Annotated in this window: 24 protein-coding genes; 6 read left to right on the top strand and 18 right to left on the bottom strand. The window is 52.6% G+C overall.

All coding sequences use genetic code 11. From position 1 onward, the window contains the following. Positions 1-138: 138 nt before the first annotated feature. Entirely contained in the window at positions 139-2,511 is a 2,373-nt protein-coding gene (locus WH277_RS03440; protein WP_339504365.1) for a membrane-bound PQQ-dependent dehydrogenase, glucose/quinate/shikimate family, read from the bottom strand. Between the two features lie 470 nt (positions 2,512-2,981). Between WH277_RS03440 and WH277_RS03435 the strand changes: the two genes are divergently transcribed. Further along, positions 2,982-4,046, top strand: a complete 1,065-nt coding sequence (locus WH277_RS03435; protein ID WP_133844395.1) for a LacI family DNA-binding transcriptional regulator — start codon at positions 2,982-2,984, stop codon at positions 4,044-4,046. Positions 4,047-4,175: 129 nt separating this feature from the next. Here the strand turns inward: WH277_RS03435 and gorA are convergent, their stop codons facing one another. The 8 genes from gorA to WH277_RS03395 all read right to left on the bottom strand — a co-directional run bounded on the left by gorA (position 4,176) and on the right by WH277_RS03395 (position 11,935). Next, the gene (gene gorA / locus WH277_RS03430) at positions 4,176-5,528 is read right to left on the bottom strand and encodes a glutathione-disulfide reductase (protein WP_133844393.1); all 1,353 of its coding nucleotides are present in this window, start codon (positions 5,526-5,528) and stop codon (positions 4,176-4,178) included. Between the two features lie 332 nt (positions 5,529-5,860). Then, complete coding sequence (locus WH277_RS03425; RefSeq protein ID WP_212813568.1) at positions 5,861-6,322, bottom strand: DUF943 family protein; 462 nt, start codon at positions 6,320-6,322, stop codon at positions 5,861-5,863. Continuing rightward, positions 6,306-7,157 carry a YPO3983 family protein gene (locus WH277_RS03420; protein WP_339504360.1) on the bottom strand — a complete coding sequence of 284 codons (852 nt, stop codon included), beginning with the start codon at positions 7,155-7,157 and terminating at the stop codon, positions 6,306-6,308. The genes WH277_RS03425 and WH277_RS03420 overlap by 17 nt, the downstream gene beginning before the upstream one ends. A 153-nt stretch (positions 7,158-7,310) precedes the next feature. Continuing rightward, the gene (locus tag WH277_RS03415) at positions 7,311-7,775 is read right to left on the bottom strand and encodes a DUF943 family protein (RefSeq protein WP_159337753.1); all 465 of its coding nucleotides are present in this window, start codon (positions 7,773-7,775) and stop codon (positions 7,311-7,313) included. Beyond that, positions 7,759-8,607: a YPO3983 family protein gene (locus WH277_RS03410; protein ID WP_339504357.1), complete on the bottom strand. Its 849-nt coding sequence runs from the start codon at positions 8,605-8,607 to the stop codon at positions 7,759-7,761. The genes WH277_RS03415 and WH277_RS03410 overlap by 17 nt, the downstream gene beginning before the upstream one ends. Before the next feature lie 174 nt (positions 8,608-8,781). After that, positions 8,782-9,564 (bottom strand): nucleotidyltransferase domain-containing protein, encoded by a 783-nt coding sequence (locus WH277_RS03405; protein ID WP_339504422.1) that lies wholly within the window; start codon positions 9,562-9,564, stop codon positions 8,782-8,784. 17 nt (positions 9,565-9,581) lie between these two features. Continuing rightward, positions 9,582-10,799 (bottom strand): RtcB family protein, encoded by a 1,218-nt coding sequence (locus WH277_RS03400; protein ID WP_133844382.1) that lies wholly within the window; start codon positions 10,797-10,799, stop codon positions 9,582-9,584. A gap of 2 nt (positions 10,800-10,801) precedes the next feature. Next, on the bottom strand, positions 10,802-11,935 hold the full coding sequence (locus WH277_RS03395; protein ID WP_133844380.1) for a slipin family protein: 1,134 nt from the start codon (positions 11,933-11,935) through the stop codon (positions 10,802-10,804). Positions 11,936-12,450: 515 nt separating this feature from the next. Here WH277_RS03395 and rtcR point away from each other — a divergent pair. Beyond that, positions 12,451-14,034 carry an RNA repair transcriptional activator RtcR gene (rtcR, locus tag WH277_RS03390; RefSeq protein WP_339504355.1) on the top strand — a complete coding sequence of 528 codons (1,584 nt, stop codon included), beginning with the start codon at positions 12,451-12,453 and terminating at the stop codon, positions 14,032-14,034. Positions 14,035-14,129: 95 nt separating this feature from the next. On the opposite strand, the gene WH277_RS03385 is transcribed toward rtcR, so the two are convergent. The 5 genes from WH277_RS03385 to WH277_RS03365 all read right to left on the bottom strand — a co-directional run bounded on the left by WH277_RS03385 (position 14,130) and on the right by WH277_RS03365 (position 17,225). Beyond that, positions 14,130-14,609, bottom strand: coding sequence for a DUF943 family protein (locus WH277_RS03385; protein ID WP_212813574.1), 480 nt, complete (start codon positions 14,607-14,609; stop codon positions 14,130-14,132). Positions 14,610-14,691: 82 nt separating this feature from the next. Continuing rightward, on the bottom strand, positions 14,692-15,159 hold the full coding sequence (locus WH277_RS03380; RefSeq protein ID WP_212813576.1) for a DUF943 family protein: 468 nt from the start codon (positions 15,157-15,159) through the stop codon (positions 14,692-14,694). Between the two features lie 133 nt (positions 15,160-15,292). Then, positions 15,293-15,772, bottom strand: a complete 480-nt coding sequence (locus tag WH277_RS03375; RefSeq protein ID WP_212813578.1) for a DUF943 family protein — start codon at positions 15,770-15,772, stop codon at positions 15,293-15,295. A gap of 135 nt (positions 15,773-15,907) precedes the next feature. After that, positions 15,908-16,387 carry a DUF943 family protein gene (locus WH277_RS03370; protein ID WP_133844370.1) on the bottom strand — a complete coding sequence of 160 codons (480 nt, stop codon included), beginning with the start codon at positions 16,385-16,387 and terminating at the stop codon, positions 15,908-15,910. After that, positions 16,371-17,225, bottom strand: a complete 855-nt coding sequence (locus WH277_RS03365) for a YPO3983 family protein (protein WP_212813580.1) — start codon at positions 17,223-17,225, stop codon at positions 16,371-16,373. The genes WH277_RS03370 and WH277_RS03365 overlap by 17 nt, the downstream gene beginning before the upstream one ends. A gap of 222 nt (positions 17,226-17,447) precedes the next feature. Between WH277_RS03365 and rnz the strand changes: the two genes are divergently transcribed. Further along, positions 17,448-18,362, top strand: coding sequence for a ribonuclease Z (gene rnz, locus WH277_RS03360; RefSeq protein ID WP_212813582.1), 915 nt, complete (start codon positions 17,448-17,450; stop codon positions 18,360-18,362). Between the two features lie 106 nt (positions 18,363-18,468). Here the strand turns inward: rnz and WH277_RS03355 are convergent, their stop codons facing one another. Both WH277_RS03355 and WH277_RS03350 read right to left on the bottom strand, forming a co-directional pair. Next, positions 18,469-19,311, bottom strand: a complete 843-nt coding sequence (locus WH277_RS03355; RefSeq protein ID WP_133844363.1) for a 23S rRNA (adenine(2030)-N(6))-methyltransferase RlmJ — start codon at positions 19,309-19,311, stop codon at positions 18,469-18,471. Positions 19,312-19,405: 94 nt separating this feature from the next. Continuing rightward, positions 19,406-20,230, bottom strand: a complete 825-nt coding sequence (locus tag WH277_RS03350; RefSeq protein WP_133844360.1) for a CPBP family intramembrane glutamic endopeptidase — start codon at positions 20,228-20,230, stop codon at positions 19,406-19,408. A 226-nt stretch (positions 20,231-20,456) separates the two neighbouring features. Here WH277_RS03350 and prlC point away from each other — a divergent pair, with 226 nt between their 5' ends. Both prlC and rsmJ read left to right on the top strand, forming a co-directional pair. Further along, on the top strand, positions 20,457-22,499 hold the full coding sequence (gene prlC, locus WH277_RS03345) for an oligopeptidase A (RefSeq protein ID WP_339504350.1): 2,043 nt from the start codon (positions 20,457-20,459) through the stop codon (positions 22,497-22,499). Between the two features lie 7 nt (positions 22,500-22,506). After that, positions 22,507-23,295, top strand: a complete 789-nt coding sequence (gene rsmJ, locus WH277_RS03340) for a 16S rRNA (guanine(1516)-N(2))-methyltransferase RsmJ (protein WP_167864234.1) — start codon at positions 22,507-22,509, stop codon at positions 23,293-23,295. Between the two features lie 64 nt (positions 23,296-23,359). On the opposite strand, the gene uspA is transcribed toward rsmJ, so the two are convergent. Then, complete coding sequence (gene uspA, locus WH277_RS03335; protein WP_133844354.1) at positions 23,360-23,797, bottom strand: universal stress protein UspA; 438 nt, start codon at positions 23,795-23,797, stop codon at positions 23,360-23,362. Positions 23,798-24,109: 312 nt separating this feature from the next. Between uspA and uspB the strand changes: the two genes are divergently transcribed. After that, complete coding sequence (gene uspB, locus WH277_RS03330; protein WP_133844352.1) at positions 24,110-24,445, top strand: universal stress protein UspB; 336 nt, start codon at positions 24,110-24,112, stop codon at positions 24,443-24,445. 84 nt (positions 24,446-24,529) lie between these two features. Here the strand turns inward: uspB and pitA are convergent, their stop codons facing one another. Then, a complete protein-coding gene (gene pitA / locus WH277_RS03325) occupies positions 24,530-26,029 on the bottom strand; it encodes an inorganic phosphate transporter PitA (RefSeq protein ID WP_133844350.1) in 1,500 nt (499 codons plus the stop codon). Positions 26,030-26,074 lie beyond the last annotated feature (45 nt).

The following is a 26,074-nucleotide window of genomic DNA, read 5'->3' as shown; positions in this document are numbered from 1 at the left end:
AGAATACGCGACACTGCGCGCAAAATGGCAATAATCCATTAGAGCATTGTTCGACTCAGGGGGCTATCAGACCCATAAAAAAACAGGCCAGCAATCGCTGGCCTGTTTCGTTCTTACCGGGTTCAGAATGCGTCAGGCTTATGGCAGCGCGTAAGCAATCACATCATCACCACGGTTGTCGTTAGTGCCGGTGCGCGTAGCGCCGCCTGCGACTACGACCACGTACTGTTTACCGTCTTCCGCGATATAGGTCATCGGTGCGCCCTGTCCGCCAACGGGCAGACGGCCACGCCACAACTCTTTACCGGTGTTGTTATCCAGCGCGCGAACGAAGTAGTCCAGCGAGCCGTGGAAGAAGGTCAGGCCACCTTTTGTCACCAGCGGGCCACCCATGGTTGGCATACCCAGTGGGATATCCAGACCCGGTGCCACGCCGTTGATTGGCGCATCTTTAATGCTGCCCATCGGCATCTGCCAGCGGGTTTTACCGGTTGCCAGGTCGATGGCTGTCATCGAACCAAACGGCGGTTTGAAGCAAGGAATGCCCAGTGGCGACATAAACATCGAACGTTCCACGCCCCACGGCGTACCCAGCTGTTTGGAGTACTCGCCCTCGGTGCTGGCTTTCATCCCTTTCTTCTCGGCATCTTCACGTTTGATAAATTTGCCCCACTGCGCCATACGAATATCATTGACGATCAGCGTACCAGTAGACGGGTCAATCGCCCCGCCGCCCCAGTTGAAGCCACCGTAGTAGCCCGGGTAAATCAAGGTGCGTTTTTTGTCAGAGAGCGGAGTGAACTCGCCTTCCCAACGCATCTCTTTAAACTGCACGCGGCAGTAGAGCTGGTCAAAGATGGAAGCGCCCCACATGTCAGATTCTTTCAACGCAGCGGTGCCCACGGAGATCGCCGAGTACGGCTGAGTTGCCGCCACTTTCATGCCCGGCATCGCGTCGGTAGAGACGTTACGTTCCTCAACCTGCACCACTGGCTTACCGGTACGACGGTCAAGCACGAAGATCTGGCCACGTTTGGTCAACTGGATCAGCACTGGCGTGGTGGTGCCATCTTTGCCCGGCATATCGTAGAGGATCGGCTGGGAAGAGACGTCATAGTCAAACTGGTCGTGATTGGCGGTACGGAAATGCCAGATCTCTTTACCGGTTTTCAGTTCAACGGCAACGATAGCGTCATTGTATTCATCAGAATAGTCATGACGGTTACCGGTCCAGAAGTCAGGCGTCTGGTTACCTGTAGGGAAGTAGGCAATGCCCAGCTTCGCATCATAGGCCGCCGTACCCCAGAAGTTCGGGGTTTCAATGGCGTAGGTCTGGCCTTCCGGCAGCGGAGAGCTGTCTTTCGCGCCACGGGATGCATCCCATGCCCAGAGGATTTTGCCGCTGCGGGCGTCAAAACCACGCACCACGCCGGAGGCTTCACCGGTGGTCAGGTTATCGTTCAGCTTACCGCCGACCATCACCACGCCATCAGCCACCAGCGGCGCAGACGTCAGATAGTAAGAGCCATGCGCCGTTGGGCCAAGGCCGTTCAGCAGGTTCACAAAGCCGTTGTCACCGAAGCTAGTGTCCAGCTTGCCGGTTTCGGCATCCAGCGAGAAGATGCGGCCATCAACGGTGGTGCTGATAATGCGTTTGTTACCGGCAATCGCAGGCGGAGTGCCATCCTGTTGTGCCGGGCTTAGCTCGGTATATGCCACGCCACGGCAGCGTTTCCACTGCTTGTTACCCTCGGTTTCTTCGATTTTTGGATCGAAGCGCCACTTCTCTTTCCCGGTAACCGGGTCAAGTGCAATGACTTTGTTCAGCGGGGTACACAGGTACATGGTGTTACCGACTTTCAGTGGCGTAACCTGATATTCGGAGCCGTTAATCGCCAGATCGCCCGTGTGATACGTCCAGGCAACCTTCAGATCTTTCACGTTAGTGGTATTGATCTGGTTGAACTGCGCGAAACGTTGACCACCGGTATTACGACCATAGGCCGCCCAGTCGTTGCCGCTGTCGTCAGCTGCTTTTTCATCCAGAACGGCGGCAGGCTCGCCGCTGGCTTCCACTTCCGGATGGATACGGAACATGTTGGCAAAAATCGCCACGATAGCGATAGCCAGTACCACGGAGAAACCGCCTGCCATTTTGCAGCCGATGACGCGGGTCTGGTCTTTTTTGCGCAACAGCGGGGCACACAGCGTGGCCAGCAATGCGACAACCAGGAAGGTGACGGTACGCGGCACTAACTGCCAGAAGTCAGTACCGACTTCACTGAATGCCCAGATCAGGCTGACAATCAGTAATGCCCAGGCGAGATACAGCGCCCAGCCATTTCTCCTGACCAGTCCCAGACCGGTGGCGGCCATCGCCAGGCCGGCAGGGAGGTAGAACCAGGACCCCTTCAGGGTGATCAGGTAGATACCGCCACCGGCAAGGGACAGGCCCAGAAGTACCAGGGCTATCCCGATGATAGTAACCAGAATATTGCGACTGTTTTTCATGATGAGATATTTTCCATACTGAACAATTCCTTTTCAGGACGATAGGTGAATCGACTCTTGCCCGACATCAATGAAGAAATATTTAAAGTTGTTATGCGCTTGCACCACTTTCCTTTTGCACCGCGTTGCACCTTTCTGCCACGTACTGATAACATTTTTTTCAAAAGGCGGTTTTTCGCCAAATATTAACCACAGCAAAAGATGGGGTAATGCGGTTTTTAGTCATTTAAAAACAGTGGGTTATGGCAATAGTGTGAGCGGGGTCGGATTTTACCTGACTTTGCTACCGTTGGCAAAGGATGTTGCCAACGGTAGCAATAATAAACATCGATGTAACATGTTGATGATAAAGGGGGACGTAAAGGCGGGGGAAATCACACATCCGCCACCCCGTACTTTTGGGGGCGGCGAGATTACTCTATTCTGTTGGCAACAGGTTCAGCCACCGGAGTGCGGGCGTTTAACTCATCATGAAAAATACAGTGAAAGAAAAACAGACTCAGAAAGCGACGGCCAGTGATGTGGCAGAACTTGCCGGGGTTTCTAAATGGACCGTGCTGCGGGCGTTCAAAACGGATGCCTCAATCTCCCCGCTGGCACGGGAAGAAGTGCTGGCGGCGGCGAAAAAACTCGGCTTTCGGCCTAACCTGCTGGCACGCAGCCTGAAGCAGCGAAAAACCCATATTATTGGGGTGGTGGCCGATGAGTTTACCAATCCCCACACACTGAAAATGCTCAACGAGGTTACGCGTCAGTTGAATGAGCGCGGCTATATGGCACTGCTGCTGAATGTGGATTCTGACGCGAACTACCAGTCAGTGCTGCAAATGGCCGGGCAGTTGCAGGTTGATGCATTGCTGTTCCTGGCCACCATCTTCAGTGATGAACTGATTGTTGCCGTGGACGAGTTGCACCAGATCCCCAGTATTCACGTGTGCCGCAGTACCGACAGTGCCGATGTTGAAGTGGTGAGTGTGGACGGGTATGCCGCCGGCGCCGAGATCGGGCGTCTGCTGCTGTCGCAGGGTTATCACCGTTTTGGCTATATGAAAGGCCAGGAGACATCGTCGACCCACCTGCTGCGTATGGAGGGCTACGCCGCCAGTCTGGATGCCGCGAATAAAACGCTGGATAAAGTGCTGGTGGCGGGTCACTACGATCGGGAAATGGCCTATCAGACGATGATGACCTACCTGAAAAACACCTGGGCCTCTGAGCGCGTGGATGCGCTGTTCTGCGAAAATGATGTGCTGGCCTTTGGTGCGATGCAGGCGATCCGCGACTTCGGTCAGGGTGCACATATCGGGGTGGTGGGTTTTGATGACGTAGGAGAAGCCCGCTCTTCCATGTGGAACCTGACTACCTGGGCGCAGCGCTGCGACTTGCAGATTACCGAAGCACTGAACCGCCTGCTCGACAACCGTGCGGATGAAGAGGGGGCCTGGCGCAAAGGTGAACTGAAGATCCGCCATTCACACCTCAGCCGCGAAGTGCATGGCGAAATGGCTCAGTGCGGATGTGCCTGCCGCAGCTGATTGCCTGGGCTCTGTTCAGCATCCCTTCGGCTAGCGCGCGGAACGTCTCAACCCCCTTGGTGGGGATGAGGCGAAAAAAAACCATGACACAAGGTCATGGTTTTTTGTTGTACTTATCCGCTAAAGGGATCAGCGCATCGTCACAAACTCTTCCGAACCCGTTGGGTGGATCGCCACGGTATTGTCGAAGTCTTTCTTGGTCGCGCCCATTTTCAGTGCGACGGCAAAGCCCTGCAACATCTCGTCCATACCGTAACCGATGCCATGAATACCGACGATTTTCTCATCGGCGCCCACGCACACCAGCTTCATGCGGCACGGCTGGCGGTGCTGGGTCACAGCGGTGTACATGGCGGTGAATGAAGATTTGTACACTTTCACCTGGTCATCACCAAACTTCTCGCGTGCTTCTGGCTCGCTCAGGCCGACTGTGCCGATTGGCGGGTGGCTGAACACCACGGTTGGCACATTGCTGTAGTCCAGATGCTCGTCCGGCTTGTTGTTAAACAGGCGCTCGGACAGGCGACGACCTGCGGCAACCGCTACTGGCGTCAGCTCGACCGCGCCGGTGTTATCACCGACGGCGAAGATGCCTTTCACGTTGGTGTTCTGGTACTTATCAACGCTGATGTACCCTTTTTCGTTCAGCTTCACGCCGGTCACTTCAAGGTTCAGGTTGTCGGTCATTGGCTCACGACCAATCGCCCACACCAGGCAGTCAACGGTCTGCTCTTTGCCGTTTTCCAGCTGTAAGGTCAGGCTACCGTCGGCGTTTTTCACTACCGCTTTAGGAACCGACTCGGTGTGCAGCGTCGGGCCTTCGGTGTTCATCACTTCCACCAGCGTGTCGACGATCAGCGGATCGAAGCTACGCAGCGGCGCATGTTTACGCACATACAGATGGGTTTCAGAACCCAGCGCGTTCAGCACACCAGCAATTTCGACGGCGATATAGCCTGCACCGACAACTGCAGTGCGTTTCGGCAGGGCCTGAAGCTCAAAGAAGCCATCGGAGTTAATGCCGTATTCTGCGCCCGGGATGGTTGGCTGGCTTGGGCGGCCGCCGGTGGCGATCAGAATATGATCAGCAGTGATCTTCTCGCCGTTGACTTCCACTGTGTGCGCATCGACGAAACGGGCATAACCTTTGATCACGTCAACGTTATTCTTGCCCAGCACGTTGTCGTAAGAGGTGTGAATACGGTCGATATAAGCGCTGCGATTTTTCAGCAGAACGTCCCAGTTGAACTGGTTAACGGTGGTATCGAAGCCGTAGTCCGGGCCGTAGTTATGGATAGCTTCGGCGATCTGTGCCGCATGCCACATCACTTTCTTCGGTACGCAGCCAACGTTCACGCAGGTGCCGCCGAGATCTTTCGCTTCGATTATCGCGCATTTCTGGCCATACATGGCCGCACGGTTGATGGAGGCGATACCGCCGCTGCCGCCGCCGATGGCAAGGTAGTCATAATGTCTGGTCATCGAGTCTTCCGGTTAAGTGAGAGTCTGTCCCACCAGGCTATTTTATTTGCCATTTTGAACCCGGGCAGTGCTCAGAATCCTCACGTACTCCGTGTACGCTCCGGTTCCTCCGCGCTTTCCGTGTCCAAATTGGCTGTAACAATAACGCCTGGTGGGACAGACTCTGAGTGAGTTAAATCAGCTGGCGTAGAGTGTAACGCCACAAGGGGAAAACCCCCAAAGATTGCGTCTATGATTGTGATAGGGAAGGCACAGAGCAAGCCCTGTGCCTGGGATGGCTTGGGGTAGCGCTGACTACATCAGCAGGTAGCTATTTTACGGGTGTTTTCTTTTTAATATTCATACTTCACAATCTCACCCTTTTTATTCATGCGATATATTCCATCGCGCACAGTGAATAATATGTCATTATTTCTACCCGTCTCAACGGAAAAAACCCGTTTTTTATCAATGCAGTTTTCTTTAGTTTTCATATCAATAAAGCATCGTCGGTCGTACTTACCTTGCTCTTTATATCCATCACCAAATAACCAGAAAACAATAGTAAAACTGCCATCACTATCTGAATTGGGTATTTTATATTTCGAATCCAGTGCTTCTTTGTTTTTCAACCACCAGTTTATTTTTCCACTATTAGTTAATGGGAAGTTTTTAACCAAAACTGAGCTGAACTCACCATCATTATGAATGGCGACTATCTCTACTGGACGAAGGGACAACCAAGTGCAGAGACAGAGGAGAACCGCACAAACACAGGAGGAAGCATAGAATGCTTTCTTATTTTTTACTTTCATTACGGTTTCCAGTAATTTCAATGTTTGCTTCCATATTGGTCATAAAAGGTTTAAATCCGAATTTATCGTAGCGCTGAAGAACGAACCATATACGGAAAAAAATAAAATCTTTGAATTTAGTGTTTAAAATATCAGCGTTATCGAGACCAAAGTGATCCTGCACTTTGTAATGCACTACCGCACGATAGCGATCGTAATCAATCTGCAACAATTTTAGTGTGATATGCGTTGCCCATGTATCGTGGACGGTAATCCCCATACCATTGAAGTTATCCTTAAATCTGTCAAATTTAGGGAGCTTTCCATCAAGGATATATTTGATCATTTTTTCCTTTTTATTGACTGGATAATATTTATTTTCCCAATCTATATTTACACTAAATGCTTTTTTCAAGATTAAACGTGTACTGTTTTCCGGAGAGTTATCATTCAATATTTGCTCTTTCAACGCCGAATCCAAATGCATACTGGTAAATGCCGCACCGTTTCCGTTCTGCATATGCGTGATCATCTGAGCGATGACATGTCTGTAAGGGCCGTAAATAGAGAATATCCGGGATAAATCGCGGAACTCGTCAAACAAAATGCGGGCACACTCCTGACGGCTTATTTTTTCACTCGCGCCGTGTGAGCTACTGTACATTGATGGTGGTCGGTTAGACGTGGTGAATTTTGTCAGCGTGAAAGGGTTTACTCGCCCGGAGACATGAGCAAGGCGAAACCGTGTTTTTAACTGTTCTGCCGTCAGGTCACCGCATTGCATATCTTTGGCATGGTGATCGTCCATGCGGTTTTGTGTTTCGAACAGCGTGCAGGGTAAGTGTAGTGCGGCCATAATAAAACGCTCCTTGTGTGATACCCGTTTCCAAAATGGTTTTGGGTATGTCGTCCTTGATGCTTGTCATTGGTGAAATAGTAAGCGGTAGTGGGGTGTTTTGTAAACAGAACGGCCTGCATCAGCAGGCGATTCAGCACGCTGAGATTTCGTCTATTCGTATTTTCGTTTTACCATCTGACCGTTTTCTTTAATGAAATACTCACCATCATGAACGCCAAATGAGATATCATTATTCCTGCCATTCCAGACGGTAAAGTACTTCTCTTTATCAATACAGTTGATGTTTGTTTTCATATCATCAAAACAGAGTCGGTCATAGCCATCCGTTTCTTTATAACCCTCGCCAAAATCCCAAAAAATCACAGAATAAAAACCCTCTTTTTCTGGGTTGGGAATGTCATATTTTTCTTTCAACATGGCTTTGTTTTTCGCCCACCAGTTGATCTTTTCTTTATCCAGAAACGGGAAGTTTTTTACTAAAACATAGCTATGGCTACCGCTTTTATGAACGGCAACAATATCCACTGGCCGCTTTGACCACCAGAGTAAGCCAGCATGCAATATAACCGCTAAAACCAATAAGGCATAAAGGGTTTTCTTAATTTTTCTTCTCATTGCGTCCTCCGGTAATTTCAACGGTGGCTTCCATATTGGTCATAAAAGGTTTAAATCCGAATTTATCGTAGCGCTGAAGAACGAACCAGATACGGAAAAAAATAAAATCTTTGAATTTAGTGTTCAAAATATCAGCGTTATCCAGTCCAAAGTGATCCTGCACTTTGTAATGCACTACCGCACGATAGCGATCGTAATCAATCTGCAACAATTTTAGTGTGATATGCGTTGCCCATGTATCGTGGACGGTAATCCCCATACCGTTGAAGTTATCCTGAAATCTGTCAAACTTAGGGAGCTTTCCCTCAAGAATCGCTTTGCGTAATTCATCTTTTTTATCTGCGGGATAACATTTATTTTCCCAGTCTATAAATAGATTAAATGCTTTCTCTAACAATTTTCGGGTACTGTTTTCCGTATTATCTCTAAGAATGTGCTCTTTCAATGCCGAATCCAAATGCATACTGGTAAATGCCGCACCGATGCCGTTCTGCATATGCGTGATCATCTGACCGATCAGATGTCTGTAAGGACCGTAAATAGAGAATGTCCGGGATAAATCGCGGAACTCGTCAAACAAAATGCGGGCACATTCCTGACGGCTTATTTTTTCACTCGCGCCGTGTGAGCTACTGTACATTGATGGCGGTCGGTTAGACGTGGTGAATTTTGTCAGCGTGAAAGGGTTTACTCGCCCGGAGACATGAGCAAGGCGAAACCGTGTCTTTAACTGTTCCGCCGTCAGGTCACCGCATTGCATATCTTTGGCATGGTGATCGTCCATGCGGTTTTGCGTGGTGAACAGCGTGCAGGGTAAGGGGAGTGCGGCCATAATAAAACGCTCCTTGTATGATACCCGTTTCCAAAACGGTGTTGGGTAGGTCGTCCTTGATGCTTGTCATCGGTGAAATAATAAGCAGTGGTGGGGTGTTGTGTAAATACAGCTGGCGTCCATAAAAGGTCGCACCATGATGGGGGCACAGAGCGAACCCTGTGCCTGTTTGCATTACGGTGTCAGCACGGTCTGCATCAGCAGATGGTTTAGTGCGCTGACATCACGTCGGGCGCAATCGGAGAGCGGCGGGCGTTCCTGCTGCGCCAGCTGTTGTTCAATAAAGGCATGGATGCGTTCACGGCGCGGGCCGTGTTCAGCTTCGCCCGCCTGGCGTTTACGCTCCAGCAATGCCTCGATCTCCGCACGCAGCAGCGGGTCACTGACCGTATCCGCCATCAGTCGATCAAAACGCATCGGCGGAACGCCTTTTCCGGCCTCAATCCACTGCACGGCCAGCAGCGGGCGCAGCACGTAAAAGTACTTTTTCAGCCGCACCTGTTCGCCCTGAAGATAGCCGCGAAAGTTCTTCTTCGCCATGGCCAGATAGTGATAGCGCGCCCGCAGATCGCTGAAGAAATCCGGCACCAGCCCACGTAACGCCTGTACCGTTTCAGGGTGCTGGCGATAGATGACGGGTGAATCCAGCCACTCCATCAGCGTCGGGTTGGCGGCTTTCAGCAACCCCAGTGTTTTACGCAGCTCCCAGCCGCAGACATCCAGCTCGCTGTCGATCGGCAGTTCGATAACATCCCGCGGTGGCTCGATGCGCAGATACCACTCGGGCTGATGCACATAGATAAAGCGCACATCGTAATCACTGTCGGGGGAGGAAAATCCCCAGCCCCGGCTGCCGGACTCGCAGGCATACAGCACGCGCACGTGGTGGCGGGCTTCGATCGCTTCTAACGCTGCCAGCACACGTTCATGCATAGCCGGGCTGATCGTTTCTTCCATTTTCATCAGGTTGCTCCTTATCCTTTAACACACACGACCTGACGCAGCGTATGCACAATTTCTACCAGTGATGACTGTGCGGCCATCACGGCATCGATATCTTTATACGCCATCGGGATCTCATCGATGACGTTGCTGTCTTTGCGGCACTCAACGTGGGCGGTGGCGCGCTGCTGGTCGGCCACCGTGAAGCGGTTTTTCGCTTCGGTGCGGCTCATGACCCGCCCGGCGCCGTGGCTGCATGAACAGAAACTCTCTTCATTGCCCAGCCCGCGCACGATAAAGCTTTTTGCTCCCATCGATCCGGGAATAATCCCCATCTCGCCTTTACGAGCTGACACCGCGCCTTTACGGGTCACCAGGATGTCTTCACCAAAGTGCTGTTCACGCTGCACATAATTGTGGTGGCAATTCACCGCCTGCTCTTCGGCGATAAACGGCGTCGACAGTGCCAGGGCCAGTGCCGTCAGCGTCTGCTGCATCATCACCTGGCGGTTGTGACGCGCAAACTCCTGCGCCCATTCCACCGCCTCAATGTAGTCGGCAAAGTGCTGGCTTCCTTCGCTGAAGTAAGCCAGATCGCGGTCCGGCAGATTCGCGATGTGCTGCTGCATATCTTCCCTGGCGAGGGTGATAAACAGGTTACCGATGGCATTGCCGACGCCGCGTGAACCGCTGTGCAGCATCACCCAGACGCGCTGCGCTTCATCCAGGCACAGCTCAATAAAGTGGTTCCCGGTGCCCAGCGTACCAAGGTGGTGGTAATGGTTGGTTTTCAGCAGCGCCGGGTATTTATCGGTAATGCGTTTAAAGCCCGCGTCCAGTACCTGCCAGTGGATATCCACGGCATGCGGTGGCGTATTCCATGCCCCCCGGTCATTACGTGAACGTCCACTGCTGCGACCATGCGGCACCGCACGTTCAATGGCACTGCGGATGCCGAACAGATTATCCGGCAGATCGCTGGCCATTAGCGACGTACGCACTGCCATCATCCCGCAGCCAATATCCACGCCAACCGCCGCCGGGATAATCGCCCCTTTGGTTGGGATCACGCTGCCGATGGTCGAGCCTTTACCGACGTGCACATCCGGCATTACGGCCAGATGGCGGTAGATAAATGGCATCCGTGCCGTATTCAGCAGCTGTTGCTGCGCTTTGGGATCGACGGGGACGCCCTCGGTCCACATTTTTATCATTGCCGCGCCTGGCGCGGTCAGTTGTTGCATACTCATTGTCAGTTTCCTTTGATCTGTACCAGTCCGTTCAGCACCTGGTCCAGGCCGCCGAACACGGAGATTTTATCGATGCGCTCTGCCACCCTTTCCAGGGTTTCCAGCTCTTTCAGACGCAGTGCTACCGGGTTGTTCTCCATCACTTTGGCGGTGTTCAGCAGCGAGCGCGTGGCGGCGGTCTCTTCACGCCGACGGATCACGTTAGCCTGCGCAGATTTTTCCGCTTCCACCAGTCGGGAGAGGATGGTCTTCATCTCTCCCGGCAGGATGATGTCTTTGACACCCACGGATATCACCTCCATCCCCCAGGCGGCGACATTCTGGCGGATCTGCGTACTGACCAGTTCGTCAATCACCTGCTTGTTTTCCAGCAGCTCATCCAGGCTGCGTGTTCCCACCGCTTCCCGCAGCGCAAACTGTAACTCACGGTAGAGGTATTCCAGCGGTTTGGTCAGTTGCCCCCAGGCACTCATCACATCGCTGTAACGCCAGTTGGCAGCAAGGTTAATGCGTAAGCTGACTTTATCGCGCGTCAGGATCTCCTGGCCGCTGACTTCCAGCGCCTGCACGCGGGTATCCACCACGTCGACCTCAACCTGATGATTAAAGCGCCAGTAGCCGCGAGTACCAGGTGGCAGCAGCGCCTGCGCCATACCATCCACTTTCAGGATCCCCACATGCCAGGCGGGCACCAGCGCCAGCAGTACCCCGGCGTGACCGGCCACCACGTGCTGGCGCAGTTGGGGTTGCATCAGGCTGGCAACAATGGAGGTCGGGATCGCCACGTCATCGGTGGGCAGCAGATCGACGCGCTGCTCGCTGCCGTTCAGCCACCACAGGCGGCGTGTACCCGGCGGCAGGAGTTCTACCAGCAGGTCATTTTTATAGTGCAGCCCGACGCAGGTTTCAGGCACCGCGACGGTCTGGCAAAACTCGCTCACCCACTGCGGATGGTGCTGCTGCAGGTAGTCCGCCAGCGTGTTATCCAGCGGTTGATTCAGCTCAAAGGTGGCCACCTTGAGCTGACGTCGCCAGTCGCGGAAACGATATTCCCCGGCTGGCAGAATCTGTTGGTATTCGTCGTTCTTTACCAGCAACGCGATATGGCCTTTCCGTATTTTGATGTTGTTAAACATATTATCTCCTTCATTAAGGGTGCACCGCAGAGCACGGGCAGCAGCGTGAAGTCAGGGGGAGCATCTGAGCGGCACCCGAAACTGGCGGTGGCGCGGAGGTGATGCCCCAGACCCGACGCGTTTGCCGGTGCTCCGGGTGGGCTGCTGACTGCACAGCCTGGGTACTGCTAATAGTCTCTTTGGAGAGAGGTGCGAAATCGGGAGTCGAACCCGTTCTGGCCCTGTACCCTTCGCTCAATGTCTTCATGCTGGCAGAACGCCTGCGGGAAAACGGTCATCCGTTCCCGGTGCGCTGGCGGGGTTCGTAACCCGTGCAATTCCAGCATGTTGACGGGGTAACTATCATGTTGACGGGGTAACTATTGCCAGAAGCGTGCCAGGTGAAGAAATATCGCGAATAAAATTATAATATATTGATTATTAATGGATTTATATTTTCAGGAACAAAAGGTATTGCTGGCAGGGGAACACTGAATTTATCCTGTGGGATAAATGTTGCGATAAAGAGATAGGGTATGAAGCGCAGAGTCGTGATCGGTATGCTGGGGACCACCCTGGACAAGCGTGGTAAACGGGAAAACCGCTGGAACAAATGGCGGCCCACGCTGGGGCTGTGTATGCAGCCCGATTTGCCCATCGATCGCCTTGAACTGCTGCATCAGCCTGACCGTCAGACGATGGCGCAGCAGATGGCTGAAGATGTGGCGCTGGTCTCAACGGACACCGAAGTGCGGCTGAATCAGATCACCCTCAATGACCCCTGGGACTTCGAAGAGGTGTATACCACGCTGCTCGATTTTTCCCGCCATTATCCTTTTGATACTGAGAACGAAGAGTATCTGGTGCATATCACCACCGGAACGCATGTGGTTCAGATCTGCTGGTTCCTGCTGACCGAGGCGCGTTACCTGCCAGCCAGCCTGCTACAGACCGCGCCCGCCCCGCGTGAACAGGAGAGCGGAAAAACCGAGGGTGTTTATACGCTAATCGACCTCGATCTCAGCCGTTATGCCACGCTGACCAGCCGCTTTATGCGCGAACGTCAGGAGTCGGTGTCGTTGCTGAAAGGTGGGATCTCCACGCGTAATGCGACCTTTAACAACCTGATCGACCAGATTGAGCGTGTGGCGCTGCGCTCGGATGCGCCGCTGTTGCTGACCGGGCCGACAGGAGCAGGAAAATCGTTTCTGGCAGAACGGATTTATCAGCTGCGTCAGTCGCGCCATCGGGTCAGCGGACGGCTGGTCGCGGTGAACTGCGCAACGTTACGCGGCGATAACGCGATGTCTACGCTGTTTGGTCATGTGAAAGGGGCCTTTACCGGGGCATTGCAGGCACGTAACGGGCTGCTGCGTGAAGCGGACGGCGGGATGCTTTTCCTCGATGAAATTGCCGAACTGGGGCTGGATGAGCAGGCAATGTTACTGAAAGCCATAGAAGAGAAACGCTTTCTGCCGTTCGGCGCGGATAAAGAGGTGAGCAGTGATTTTCAGCTGATTGCCGGGACGCATCGCGATATGCGCCAGTGGGTGGCGGAAGGGCGCTTTCGTGAGGATCTCTACGCCCGCATCAATATGTGGAGCTTTACCCTACCAGGACTGGCGGCGCGGCGGGAAGATATTGAACCTAACCTGGAATTTGAACTGTTGCGTTTTGCCAGCAATGCGCAGTCGCAGGTGCGTTTTGAGCCGCAGGCTCGTCAGCGTTATCTGCAATTTGCCTGCGCGCCTGCTGCCGTGTGGCGCGGGAACTTCCGCGAACTGAGTGCCTCGGTGACGCGCATGGCAACGCTGGCAGACAATGGGCGCATTGAGCTGCCGCAGGTGGAAGAGGAGATTGCCCGCTTACGCGCCAGCTGGCAGCTCGAACCTGCCGTTGTTTTACCGGAAACGCTGGATTTGTTTGACCACAGCCAGCTGGAAACGGTTTTGAAGGTTTGCCGTGAGTCATCTTCCCTGTCCGAGGCCGGACGCTCGCTGTTTGCCGTTTCGCGCCAGCAGAAGAAGCAGCCTAATGACGCCGACCGGCTACGCAAGTATCTGGCCCGCTTTGCCTTAGACTGGGAAAGCGTGAAGTCCGGCGGAGTGCCGGAGCGATAACGGCAAGCGAGTGAAGGATGGCAGCCCCGGCGCGTTATATTGCGGGGCTGTGCCGATCGTTTTACGATGCGCTTCAGTGAATTCGGCGGGTAAATTCACCACACTTCATAGTGATCAACATATTTCACGACTTCGCCATTTTTTTGCAAACGATAAGTGCCATCGTAGGCCTCAAACATGGTTCCCATATTCCTACTGTTGTCGACTGAGAAAACGATGTCCTTTTCTATGCAATTTTTCTTTGTTTTCATATCCTCAAAGCATAATCTGTCGTACTTTCCCTCTTCTTTATAACCATCTCCAAATAACCAGAAAGTAAGGTAAAATGTGCCATCTGGGTCAGGATTAGGTATGTTATATTTACCCTTCAGTATCTCCTTATTTTTCAGCCACCATGCTATTTTACCTCTATCTGTAAAAGGAAAATTTTTTACTATTACAGAATTAAAATGACTGCCTCTGTTATGAATGGCGATAATTTCTACAGGGCGCATCGACAGCCAGTAAAGGTAACCGAGTAGCAGGCCACTCACAAAGAGAAGCGTATAAAATGCCATCTTAGTTTTTGCTTTCATTACGGACTCTCATAATTTTAGTCGTGGTTGTCATAAACGGTCCTTGTCTATTTATAACGTTTTATGAGTGACGATCTTGACGTTAGTGATATACGTATTTCACGATCTCGCCATTTTTTTGCAAACGATAAGTACCATCATATGTTCTGAACACCATCCCCATATTTATGCTGTTGTCGATGGAGAAGATTGCGTCTTTATCGATGCAATTCGCTTTTGTTTTCATATCCTTAAAACAGAGGCGATCATACTTTTCCTCTTCTTTATAACCGTCACCGAACAGCCAGAAAGTAAGATAAAATGAGCCCTCTTTATCCGGATTAGGCACATTGTATTTTTCATTTAGCATCACCTTGTTTTTCAGCCACCAGTGTATTTTACCTTTATCAGTAAAGGGAAAATTTTTGACAAGAACATCGCTGAAGCCACTGCTTCTGTGATGTACGGCAACGATTTCTACAGGGCGATGCGAATACCAGAGGAAACAACCGTGCAGAATACCGCCCGCCAGTAGTAGTGTGTAGGCGGTTTTTTTAATATTTATTTTCATTACGGGCTCCCGTAATGTGGGTTGACTTCATAAACAATCCTTGTTTAATCGTTAACGATGATTCTGATCAACGCACAGGCTTGTCCTGTGCGGATGGTTTAATGTCGTTCTTTATTGAATCTGGCAGATAAATTCACCACACTTCATAGTGATCAACATATTTCACGACTTCGCCATTTTTTTGCAAACGATAAGTGCCATCATAGGCCTCAAACATGGTTCCCATGTTTTTGCTGTTGTCGACGGAGAAAACGATGTCTTTTTCGATACAATTCACTTTCGTTTTCATATCTTCAAAGCAGAGTCGGTCATATTTACCCTCTTCTTTGTAACCGTCTCCGAATAGCCAGACGGTAAGAGAAAATGAGCCGTCTGGTTCCGGATTAGGCACGTTGTATTTTTCCTTTAGCATGGCCTTATTTTTCAGCCACCAGTGAATTTTACCTTTATCAGTAAAGGGGAAGTTTTTGACAAGAACATCGCTGTAACCACTTCTTCCATGATGAACGGCAACGATTTCTACAGGGCGATGCGAATACCAGAGGAAACAACCGTGCAGAATACCGCCCGCCAGTAGTAGTGTGTAGGCGGTTTTTTTAATATTTATTTCCATTACGGGCTCCCGTAATGTTGTGAGTATTTTTCATAAACGCTCCTTGTTTAATCGTTAACGATGATGAAAATTACCACACAGGCTCGGCCTGTGCGGACCGTTTAATGTTGTTTTTTACTGAGTGTGAGGGAGGATTCACCAGGCCTCAGAATGAGAAATGTATTTCACGATCTCGCCATTGTTTTTCAAACGATAAGTGCCATCGTAGGCCTCGAACATGGTTCCCATGTTTTTACTGTAACTAACCGTGAATACTATGTCCTTTTCAATACAGTTTTTTTTCGTTTTCATATCCTCAAAGCAAAGTCTGTCGTACTTACCCACCTCTTTATAACCGTCACCGAACAGCCAAACATTAAGATAAAATGAACCATCTGGATTTGGATTAGGCACGTTGTATTTTTCTTTTAGCATCTCTTTATTTTTTAGCCACCACGCTATTCTACCTCTATCGGTAAATGGAAAGTTTCTGACAAGAATATCACTAAAACTACTGCTTCTATGATGAGCTGCAACAATTTCTACAGGGCGCATCGACAGCCAGTAAAGGTAAACGAGTAGCAGGCCACTCACAAAGAGAAGCGTATAAAATGCCATCTTAGTTTTTAATTTCATTGCGGCGTCCTACTATATCAACAGTGGCTTCCATGTTCGTCATAAAGGGTTTAAAACCAAATTTATTGTAGCGCTGGAGTACAAACCAGAGGCGGAAAAAATGGAACTGTTTGAATTTAGATTTAGAAATATCCAGAGTATCCAGGCCGAAGTGGTCCTGCACTTTGTAATGCAATACCGCATGGTAGCGCTCGTTATCAATCTGTAGGGCTTTCAGCGTGATCTGCGTTGCCCAGGTATCATGAACGGTGATACTCATGCCATTAAAAACATCCTGGAGTCGGTCAAATTTGGGTAATTTCCCCCCAGCTATAGCTTCTATCAGCTCCCCTTTCGCTTCTGAAGGATAATTTTTTTCCTCCCAGTTTATTTTATCTTCTAGAACTTTTTCTATTCTCAATCGTGTGCTGTTTTTTGTTGTGTCACGCAATATCTGTTCTTTCAGCGCCGCATCCAAAATCATACTGGTAAATGCTGCACCGTTGGCGTTTTGCATATGGGTGATCATGTTGCCAATCAGGTGTCTGTAAGGGCCGTAAATTGAAAACGTATGGGACAATGAGCGGAATTCATCAAACATAATCCGGGCGCATTCACTACGGGAAATTGTCTCGCCATCGGTCTCACGACGGGAACCAGCAAACATCGACTGTGGCCGATTGAAGGCGGTAATCTTCTTCAGCGCGTAAGGGTCGACCCGTTCAGATACTGTTGTCAGAAGAAAATTTTTCTTTAACTGCTCCTGGGTTAAATCACCATATTGCATATCCGGGGCGTTATAGTCGTCCATCCGTTTTTGCGTCTTGAACAGAGTGCAGGGCCATTGCAGTGCGGTCATATGAAAACTCTCCTTGTGTTAAACCCGTCATCAATGATTAAGGGTTAAATCTTCCGTTATGATTTTTTTCGCTGAAATAATAAGCGGTGGCGGAGCGGATGTCAGCACCGCTGGCGGAAATGGATATTTTGCGACGACACCAGTCTCGGTACATTTTGCGTTAAACTGGGCGTGTTGAAGTGAGGTGGGTCATCGGATCATAACGGAAGGAGTGGGTTGATTATGCAATTGCAGTTTTTAGGCACCGGCGCCGGAACGCCAAGCCGTGAACGTAACGTCACCAGCATCGCGCTGGATTTGCAGGGCGTGCGTAATGCCACCTGGCTGTTTGACTGCGGCGAAGGGACGCAACATCAGATCCTGCGCACCCCGATCAAACCGGGCAAGATCGAAAAGATCTTTATCACCCACCTGCACGGCGATCATATTTTTGGCCTGCCGGGGCTGCTGACCAGTCGATCGATGAACGGCTCCACCGATCCAATGACGATTTATGGCCCGGCAGGGCTCAAAACCTTTGTCGACACCGCGATCAGCCTTAGCGGATCGTGGCTGACCTTCCCGCTGGAGATTGTCGAGATAACGGCGGGTGAAGTGTGCCGCGATGAACATTTCCTCGTCACGGCATACCCGATGACCCACCCGGTTGAGTGCTACGGTTACCGCATTGATGAACATGATAAACCCGGCGCGCTGGATGCGGCGAAGCTGGCGGCAGACGGCGTGCCTGCCGGGCCGTATTTTTACGACCTGAAGCACGGACGCAGCGTCACGTTGACTGATGGCAGAGTGATTAATGGCTGGGATTATGTCGGCGAGAAGATAAAAGGGCGCAGCCTGGCCATCTTTGGCGATACCGCTCCGACAGCGGCAGCCACGGTGCTGGCAGCGGGCGTCGACCTGATGGTGCATGAGGCAACGCTTGAAGTGGCGATGGAAGAGAAAGCCAACAGTCGCGGGCATTCCACCACGGCGCAGGCAGCAGCAGTGGCGCAGGAGAGTGGGGCGAAACGGCTGATTGTGACGCATCTCAGCTCTCGCTATCTGCGGGCTGACTGTGAACGGCTGCTGGAGGAGTGTCGGGCGGTATTTCCGCACACCGAGATGGCGCACGATTTCGCGGTGTTTACATTATAAACCCGGGCGAGTTGTGCCTCATAAACCTGGGCGAGGCATGCCCCGCCCCTACAGGGTAGGGCGGGTTTTGTTGGGGTCGGACATGCCCGACCCGCAGGCCACAACGTTATTCCGGCACAATCCAGCTGACTTTGGAGTAACCGGTGCCCGATGGCACCAGCACTTTTTCCAGCCACGGCAGCACGTTTTTCATCTGCTGCTCCAGCTTCCACGGTGGGTTAATCACAATCATCCCGGAGGCGGTCATGCCAAAGCGGTCACTGTCCGGGCGAACGCCCAGCTCAATTTGCAGAATACGGCGAATGCCGGTGGCCTGCAGCTCGTTGAACATACGCTTGATTTGCTGGCGCAGCACCACCGGATACCACAGGGCAAACACGCCCGTACCGAAGCGTTTATACCCTTCCTGAATACCCTGCACCACGGCCTGGTAATCGCTTTTCATTTCGTACGGCGGGTCAATGAGGATCAGACCCCGGCGTGACGGCGGTGGCAGCTTGGACTTCAGCTGCTGGTAGCCGTCGGCGCGGGCGAGACGTGCACGATCGTCCTTCTGGAATTCACTGCGCAGCATCGGGAAGTCGCTGGAGTGCAGCTCAGTCAGCTGTAACTGGTCGTACTCACGCAGCAGATGGCGTGCAATTAGCGGAGAGCCCGGGTAGTAACGCAGCTTGCCACCGGGATTGTAGTTCTTCACCACGCTGATATAAGGCGCCAGCTCTTCCGGCAGATCATCCTGCTGCCAGATACGTGCAATGCCTTCCAGATACTCTCCGGTACGTTCCGCATGCTCACCGCTTAACAGGTAGCGCCCGGCACCCGCATGGGTATCGAGATAGAGGTAGGGTTTTTCCTTCTCATTCATCGAGCTGATAATCAGGCTCTGCACGGTGTGTTTGAGAACGTCGGCATGGTTGCCGGCATGGAAGCTGTGGCGATAACTGAGCATGTATTGGGATAATCCGGATGGTAAAAACAAGCGTGCCGCCAGTGGGCGGCACAGGTTGCGGTCATTATAGCGAAAACGGCTTAAAAAAGCGCGTTCAGGTCGGAATGTGCTGCCAGAACGGATAGGTAAACAGCAGCAGGTGCAGCATATTAAAGGAGAAATGCACCAGTGTAGCCACCCACAAACGTCCGCTCCACAGCCAGGCAAGGCCGTAGATCACACCGGCCATCGTGGCAAACAGCACCAGCAGCAGTCCGCCGGAAAAATGGGCCAGACCAAACAACAGTGCTGCAATCAGCAGCGCCCGTTTGTCGCCCAGCAGCTGGCTTAAACGCTGCTGGATATAGCCGCGAAATAGCGCTTCTTCTGCCAGACAGACAAAAAACAGATTGGCCAGCATAAACGATCCCAGCCACGAAGGCAGATGGGGTTCCACCTTCAGGCCGCCAGCAAAGGTCGCCAACAGCAACAGCAAAGGCATCGACATTAGCAGAACCAGCCACCAGAGCACGTTAGCCGGGGGCTTTGCCGGGCGCTTCAACAGCGTGGGCAGGCAGGCCAGTAACAGAAACGGGATCAGCGCTTTATCAAGGTTGTAGTAAAAGGTAAAGGGCGCACTCTGTGGCCCGGCCTGTTCACCAGAAACAATGATGAGATTATTCACTCCAGGGATCATGTGCAGCATCAGCGCCACTGCGCTGAAAACCAGGATAATTTCACCGGGTAGCGCGAAAGCGTGAGGTTGTTTCTGAACCGCGCAGTACACCGCGACAACACCCATCACCGTCAGTGCGATAATGCCGGGCGGCAGCAGCGTCTGATCCAGCACAGCCAGGACGAGGGCGATCGTCAGTAATATCAGTGAACTGCGCAGATAAAAGGGTAAAAAAAGTAACGAGGCCGCCAGCGTATACCACATAAATAAACTCCCTGTTTGTAACGGAGTAATACGATGTATGAAAGCGGGGGGAGTATGCAATGCTCACCTGAGTGTGGCAATGCGTAAAATGCGGTGAAAAGGGTGGGTAGCACGGGGGGAAAGCCGTTGCCGACACGCTGACCCATTGATTTTCACTACACTTACCCTCATGTTAAAGAAATCGTGCGTGAAAACGCGCCCCATACAACGATTAAAGGACTGCGCTATGACCAATCCGTTACTCTCTTCTTTTACGCTTCCCCCTTTCTCCGCCATTAAACCTGAACATGTGGTCCCCGCTGTGACCCAGGCGCTGGATGACTGCCGTGCGGCGGTAGAACGCGTGGTGGCCCAGGGGGCGCCGTACAGTTGGGATAACCTTGAGCAGCCGCTGGCCGAAGTGGGCGATCGCCTGAGCCGCCTGTTCTCGCCGGTCAGCCATCTGAACTCGGTAAAAAACAGCCCTGAACTGCGCCAGGCGTATGAGCAGGCGCTGCCGCTGTTGTCAGAATACAGCACCTGGATGGGGCAGCACGAAGGTCTGTACCAGGCCTATCGTGACCTGAAAGAGGGCGACAACTTCGCGGCTCTGGATATTGCGCAGAAGAAAGCTATCGATAACGCGCTGCGTGATTTCGAGCTGTCTGGTATTGGTCTGTCGAAAGAGAAGCAGCAGCGTTACGGTGAAATCGCCGCGCGTCTGTCAGAGCTGGGTTCGACCTACAGCAACAACGTGCTCGATGCCACAATGGGCTGGAGCAAGCTGATTACCGATGAAAAAGAGCTCTCCGGGATGCCGGAAAGTGCCCTGGCCGCAGCGAAAGCACAGGCGGAAGCCAAAGAGCAGGACGGCTGGTTGCTGACGCTGGATATTCCAAGTTATCTGCCCGTCATGACCTACTGCGACAACCAGGCGCTGCGCGAAGAGATTTACCGTGCTTACTCCACTCGCGCCTCTGATCAGGGGCCAAATGCCGGGAAGTGGGACAACAGCAATGTGATGGCGGAAGAGCTGGCACTGCGCCATGAACTGGCTCAACTGCTGGGTTTTGCATCCTATGCTGAGAAGTCGCTGGCGACCAAAATGGCCGAAAACCCGGCACAGGTAATTGATTTCCTGAACGGGCTGGCAACACGCGCCCGTCCGCAGGCTGAGCAGGAAGTCGCTCAGCTGCGTGCCTTCGCGAAGAAAGAGCACGGTGTTGAGGATCTGGAGCCCTGGGATCTGACGTACTACGGCGAAAAGCAGAAACAACATCTGTACACCATCAGTGATGAGCAACTGCGTCCGTACTTCCCGGCCCAACGTGCGCTGGATGGTCTGTTTGAAGTGGTGAAACGCATTTATGGCATCACCGCCAGCGAACGCCACGATGTGGATGTTTATCACCCTGATGTGCGTTTCTTCGATTTGTTCGATGAAAGCGGTGAGCTGCGCGGCAGCTTCTACCTTGACCTGTATGCGCGTGAACATAAACGCGGTGGGGCGTGGATGGATGACTGCGTGGGACAGATGCGTAAAGCCGATGGCACGCTGCAAAAACCCGTGGCCTATCTGACCTGTAACTTCAATCGTCCGGTTAGCGGCAAACCTGCACTGTTCACCCACAATGAAGTCACCACGCTGTTCCATGAGTTCGGTCACGGCCTGCATCATATGCTGACACGCATTGAAACCCCAGGCGTGTCCGGCATCAGCGGTGTGCCGTGGGATGCCGTCGAACTGCCAAGCCAGTTTATGGAAAACTGGTGCTGGGAGCCGGAAGCGCTGGCGTTTATCTCCGGTCATTTCGAAACCGGTGAACCGTTACCTCAGGATCTGCTGGAGAAAATGCTGGCGGCCAAAAACTATCAGGCAGCGCTGTTTATCCTGCGTCAGCTGGAGTTCGGCCTGTTCGATTTCCGCCTGCATGCCGAGTTCGACCCGGCGAAAGGTGCCCGTATTCTTGATATTCTGAAAGAGATCAAAGCGCAGGTCGCTGTGGTGCCTGGCCCATCGTGGGGCCGCTTCCCGCATGCGTTCAGCCATATCTTTGCCGGTGGCTATGCCGCAGGTTACTACAGCTACCTGTGGGCCGATGTGCTGGCGGCAGATGCCTACTCCCGCTTTGAAGAAGAGGGGATTTTTAACCGGGAAACCGGGCAGTCGTTCCTCGACAATATCCTGACGCGGGGCGGATCGGAGGAGCCGATGGAGCTGTTCCGTCGCTTCCGTGGTCGTGAGCCACAGCTGGATGCGATGCTGAAACACTACGGTATCAAAGGGTAAGTCATCAGTGAACATCTGTTTGTTAGATGAAACGGGCGCCGGAAACGGCGCCTTATCTGTTTTAGCTGCCCGCTGGCAGCTGGTGCATGATGAAAACGCGCTGATGGCGCTGGTGCTGACCCCGGAACATCTGGAGCTGCGTAAGCGCGATGAGCCGAAGCTGGGCGGCATCTTTGTTGATTTCGTCTCCGGGGCGATGCTGCACCGGCGTAAGTTCGGCGGTGGCCGCGGTGAGGCTGTGGCGAAAGCCGTCGGTATCAAAAGTGGCTATCTGCCGGATGTGGTGGATGCGACCGCCGGGCTGGGGCGTGATGCATTTGTACTGGCATCGATTGGCTGTCGGGTGCGGATGCTGGAACGTAACCCGGTCGTCGCCGCGCTGCTCGATGACGGTTTACGTCGTGGCTATGCCGATACGGAGATTGGTTTCTGGCTGCGTGAGCGTCTGACGCTGCTGCATGCTTCCAGTCTCAATGCACTGACGGATATCAGCCCTCCGCCTGATGTGGTGTACCTCGATCCGATGTACCCGCATAAGCAAAAAAGCGCGCTGGTGAAGAAAGAGATGCGTGTTTTCCAGTCGCTGGTGGGCCCGGATGAAGATGCCGACGGGCTGCTGCTGCCCGCGCGCCAGCTGGCCAAAAAACGCGTTGTGGTGAAACGGCCTGATTATGCGCCGCCCATCGCCGATGTTGCCACACCGAATGCGGTCACCACCAAGAGCCACCGTTTTGATATTTATTCACCCGTAAATGCCCCACGGGACGACCGGGAAGAAGGGGCGTCCCTGACATAATGGGGCTGATCTTCTTTTTTGGCGTAGCGGCTGACCTTCTTTTTCGGTCAGCCCGCCCGGCACATTAATCTTCGTCTTCGTCGCGCAGCGGTACGATCAGCATATCGATATGCACGGTGTTGATCAGCTGGCGTGCGGAAGACATCAGCTTGCTCCAGAAATCCTGGTGGTGCCCGCAAACCACTAAGTCCACCTGATACTGCTTAATGGCATCGACCAGCACCTGGCCGAGGTCACCGCTACCGCTTAACGTTTCCGCAATCGGATAGCCCGCGCTGTTGGACAAATCCGTCAGTGCAGTGTGCGTCTCTTCAGAAATACGTTTTTGCATATCCCCAAGGTTGACGTCAATCAGGCCGGTGTAGAGGTCTGAATAGTTCACATCAACGTGGATCAGGGACACCTTCGCATCGTAAGGTCGTGCCATCGAAACCGCTTTGTCGACCAGCAGTTTACTTTCCGGCGATAGATCGACGGCAATCAGAATATGTTTATAGGCCATTTGAATACTCCTTTTCACGTAAGTGTTGAGAGTGAGTATAGCGAAAAATGTTACCGGGTGTTGTGGCATGCGGCGGCGTTTGCGAGGGCGATCAACATGAATTTTTGTCCCTTTGCTGGTGGACGCAGTAAACATCGCTGGAAAAAATTTAAACATATCTCCTACACTGATAATTGACGGCAGCAAAAGCGTTATGTGGCGTCAATCGGCATGCAGCAATCATCTTAATAATAAGGTTGGCGAAACCATCGTGGGGCGTATCCGGCTTTGCCCGGGTTATGCATTTCCGTGATGAGTGGCCGGGAGGGGATCATGATCAGCACCATTGCGCTTTTCTGGGCTCTTTGTGTCGTTTGTTTGGTGAATATGGCGCGCTATTTCTCTTCACTGCGGGCGCTGTTAGTGGTGCTGCGTGGATGCGATCCGTTGCTGTATCAGTATGTAGATGGCGCTGGATTCTTTACGTCTCATGGGCAGCCGAGTAAACAGGTGCGGCTGATCGGGTATATCTGGGCACAGCGTTATCTTGATCATCACGATGATGAATTTATCCGACGCTGCGAGCGCGTTCGTGGGCAGTTTTTATTAACCAGTTCACTCTGTGGGTTGGTGTTTATCAGTCTTATTGGGCTGGCCATCTGGCATTAAAAAAGGCGCCCCTGATAAGGGGGCGCCTTCTGGATGAATCATGCGTTCTATCGGGCGGACCTTTTTCGGTCCACCCGCTGCGCATCAAATCAGCTTCAGTGCCAGCCAGTACAGGCTACCGGAAAGGACAATCGAGACCGGCAGGGTGAAGACCCACGCCAGCAGGATGTTCTTAATGGTGCGCCCCTGCACGCCGCCGCCGTCAACCAGCATCGTACCGGCAACGGAAGAGGAGAGGACGTGGGTGGTTGAAACCGGCATCCCGGTATAACTTGCCACACCGATTGAGACGGCTGCCGTCATCTGAGCAGACATCCCCTGTGCGTAAGTCATGCCTTTTTTACCGATTTTCTCACCGATAGTGGTGGCAACACGACGCCAGCCAACCATGGTACCCAGTGACAGCGCCAACGCGACGGCCAGGATAATCCACACCGGAGCATACTCAATGGTGTTGAGCAGGTCGCCCTTCAGCTTGTTGAGGAAGCGTTTGTCGTCAGGCTTGGTTTCCGGCAGCTTGGCGGCTTTCTCTGCGGTGTCTGAGATACACATCAGCAGGCGACGCAGCTGTCCGCGCTGTTCCACGCTTAACGCATCATAGCTGGAGAGGTTGTTCAGCAGACCCTGAGCACGCTGGATGGCAGGCAAAGCACGCGCCGCATCACAATGGAACTCATGAGGACCTGTTGGCACCTCTTCCGGCGTTGGCAACGCAGGCGGTGACATCTCGATGATATGCTTCAGCGAGGTGGCATGCTGCTGGTAATACTGTTCCAGATGGTTGACCGCATCGCGGGTGCGAGTGATGTCATAACCGCTGGAATTCATATTGACCACAAAGCCTGCCGGTGCAACGCCAATCAGTACCAGCATAATCAGGCCGATACCTTTCTGGCCGTCGTTTGCGCCGTGCGAATAGCTGACGCCAATCGCCGAGACAATCAACGCGATACGGGTCCAGAACGGTGGCTTTTTCTTGCCATCGATCTTTTCACGCTCGGCTGGAGTCATATGAATCCGCTGACGTTTTTTATTCCCGCTCCAGAAGCGGCGCAGGATAAACACCAATCCACCGGCAATCACTAAGCCGACAATCGGTGAAATAATCAACGACATAAAGATACCGATCATTTTGGGAATGTTCAGCGCATCCACCACCGAGGTGCCAGTCAGCAACGCGTTGGTCAGGCCGATACCAATGATGGCACCAATCAGAGTATGAGAGCTGGAAGCCGGTAACCCGAAGTACCAGGTGCCGAGATTCCATATAATAGCGGCAAGCAACATGGAAAAGACCATGGCCAGCCCGTGAGCCGATCCCACATTCAATAGCAGATCGGTGGGTAGCAGATGGACGATAGCGTAAGCCACGCTTAAGCCGCCCAACAGTACACCAAAGAAGTTGAACACCCCTGCCATGACAACCGCTAACTGCGAGCGCATTGCACGGGTATAGATCACGGTAGCGACTGCATTGGCCGTGTCATGGAAGCCATTGATTGCTTCGTAGATCAAGACAAACAACAGAGCGAGTACCAGTAACAGGCCGGTATGAAAATCAAGACCAGCAAACAGATGTAGCATAAGCGTTACGCCATTTTGGAGGACATGAACGCGGCGCATTATCAG

This window comes from Erwinia sp. MYb416 (assembly GCF_037479575.1).
GTDB lineage: Bacteria > Pseudomonadota > Gammaproteobacteria > Enterobacterales > Enterobacteriaceae > Erwinia > Erwinia rhapontici.
The sequence above is the reverse complement of the archived record's forward strand: the minus strand, read 5'-3'. Positions and strand labels throughout refer to the sequence as shown.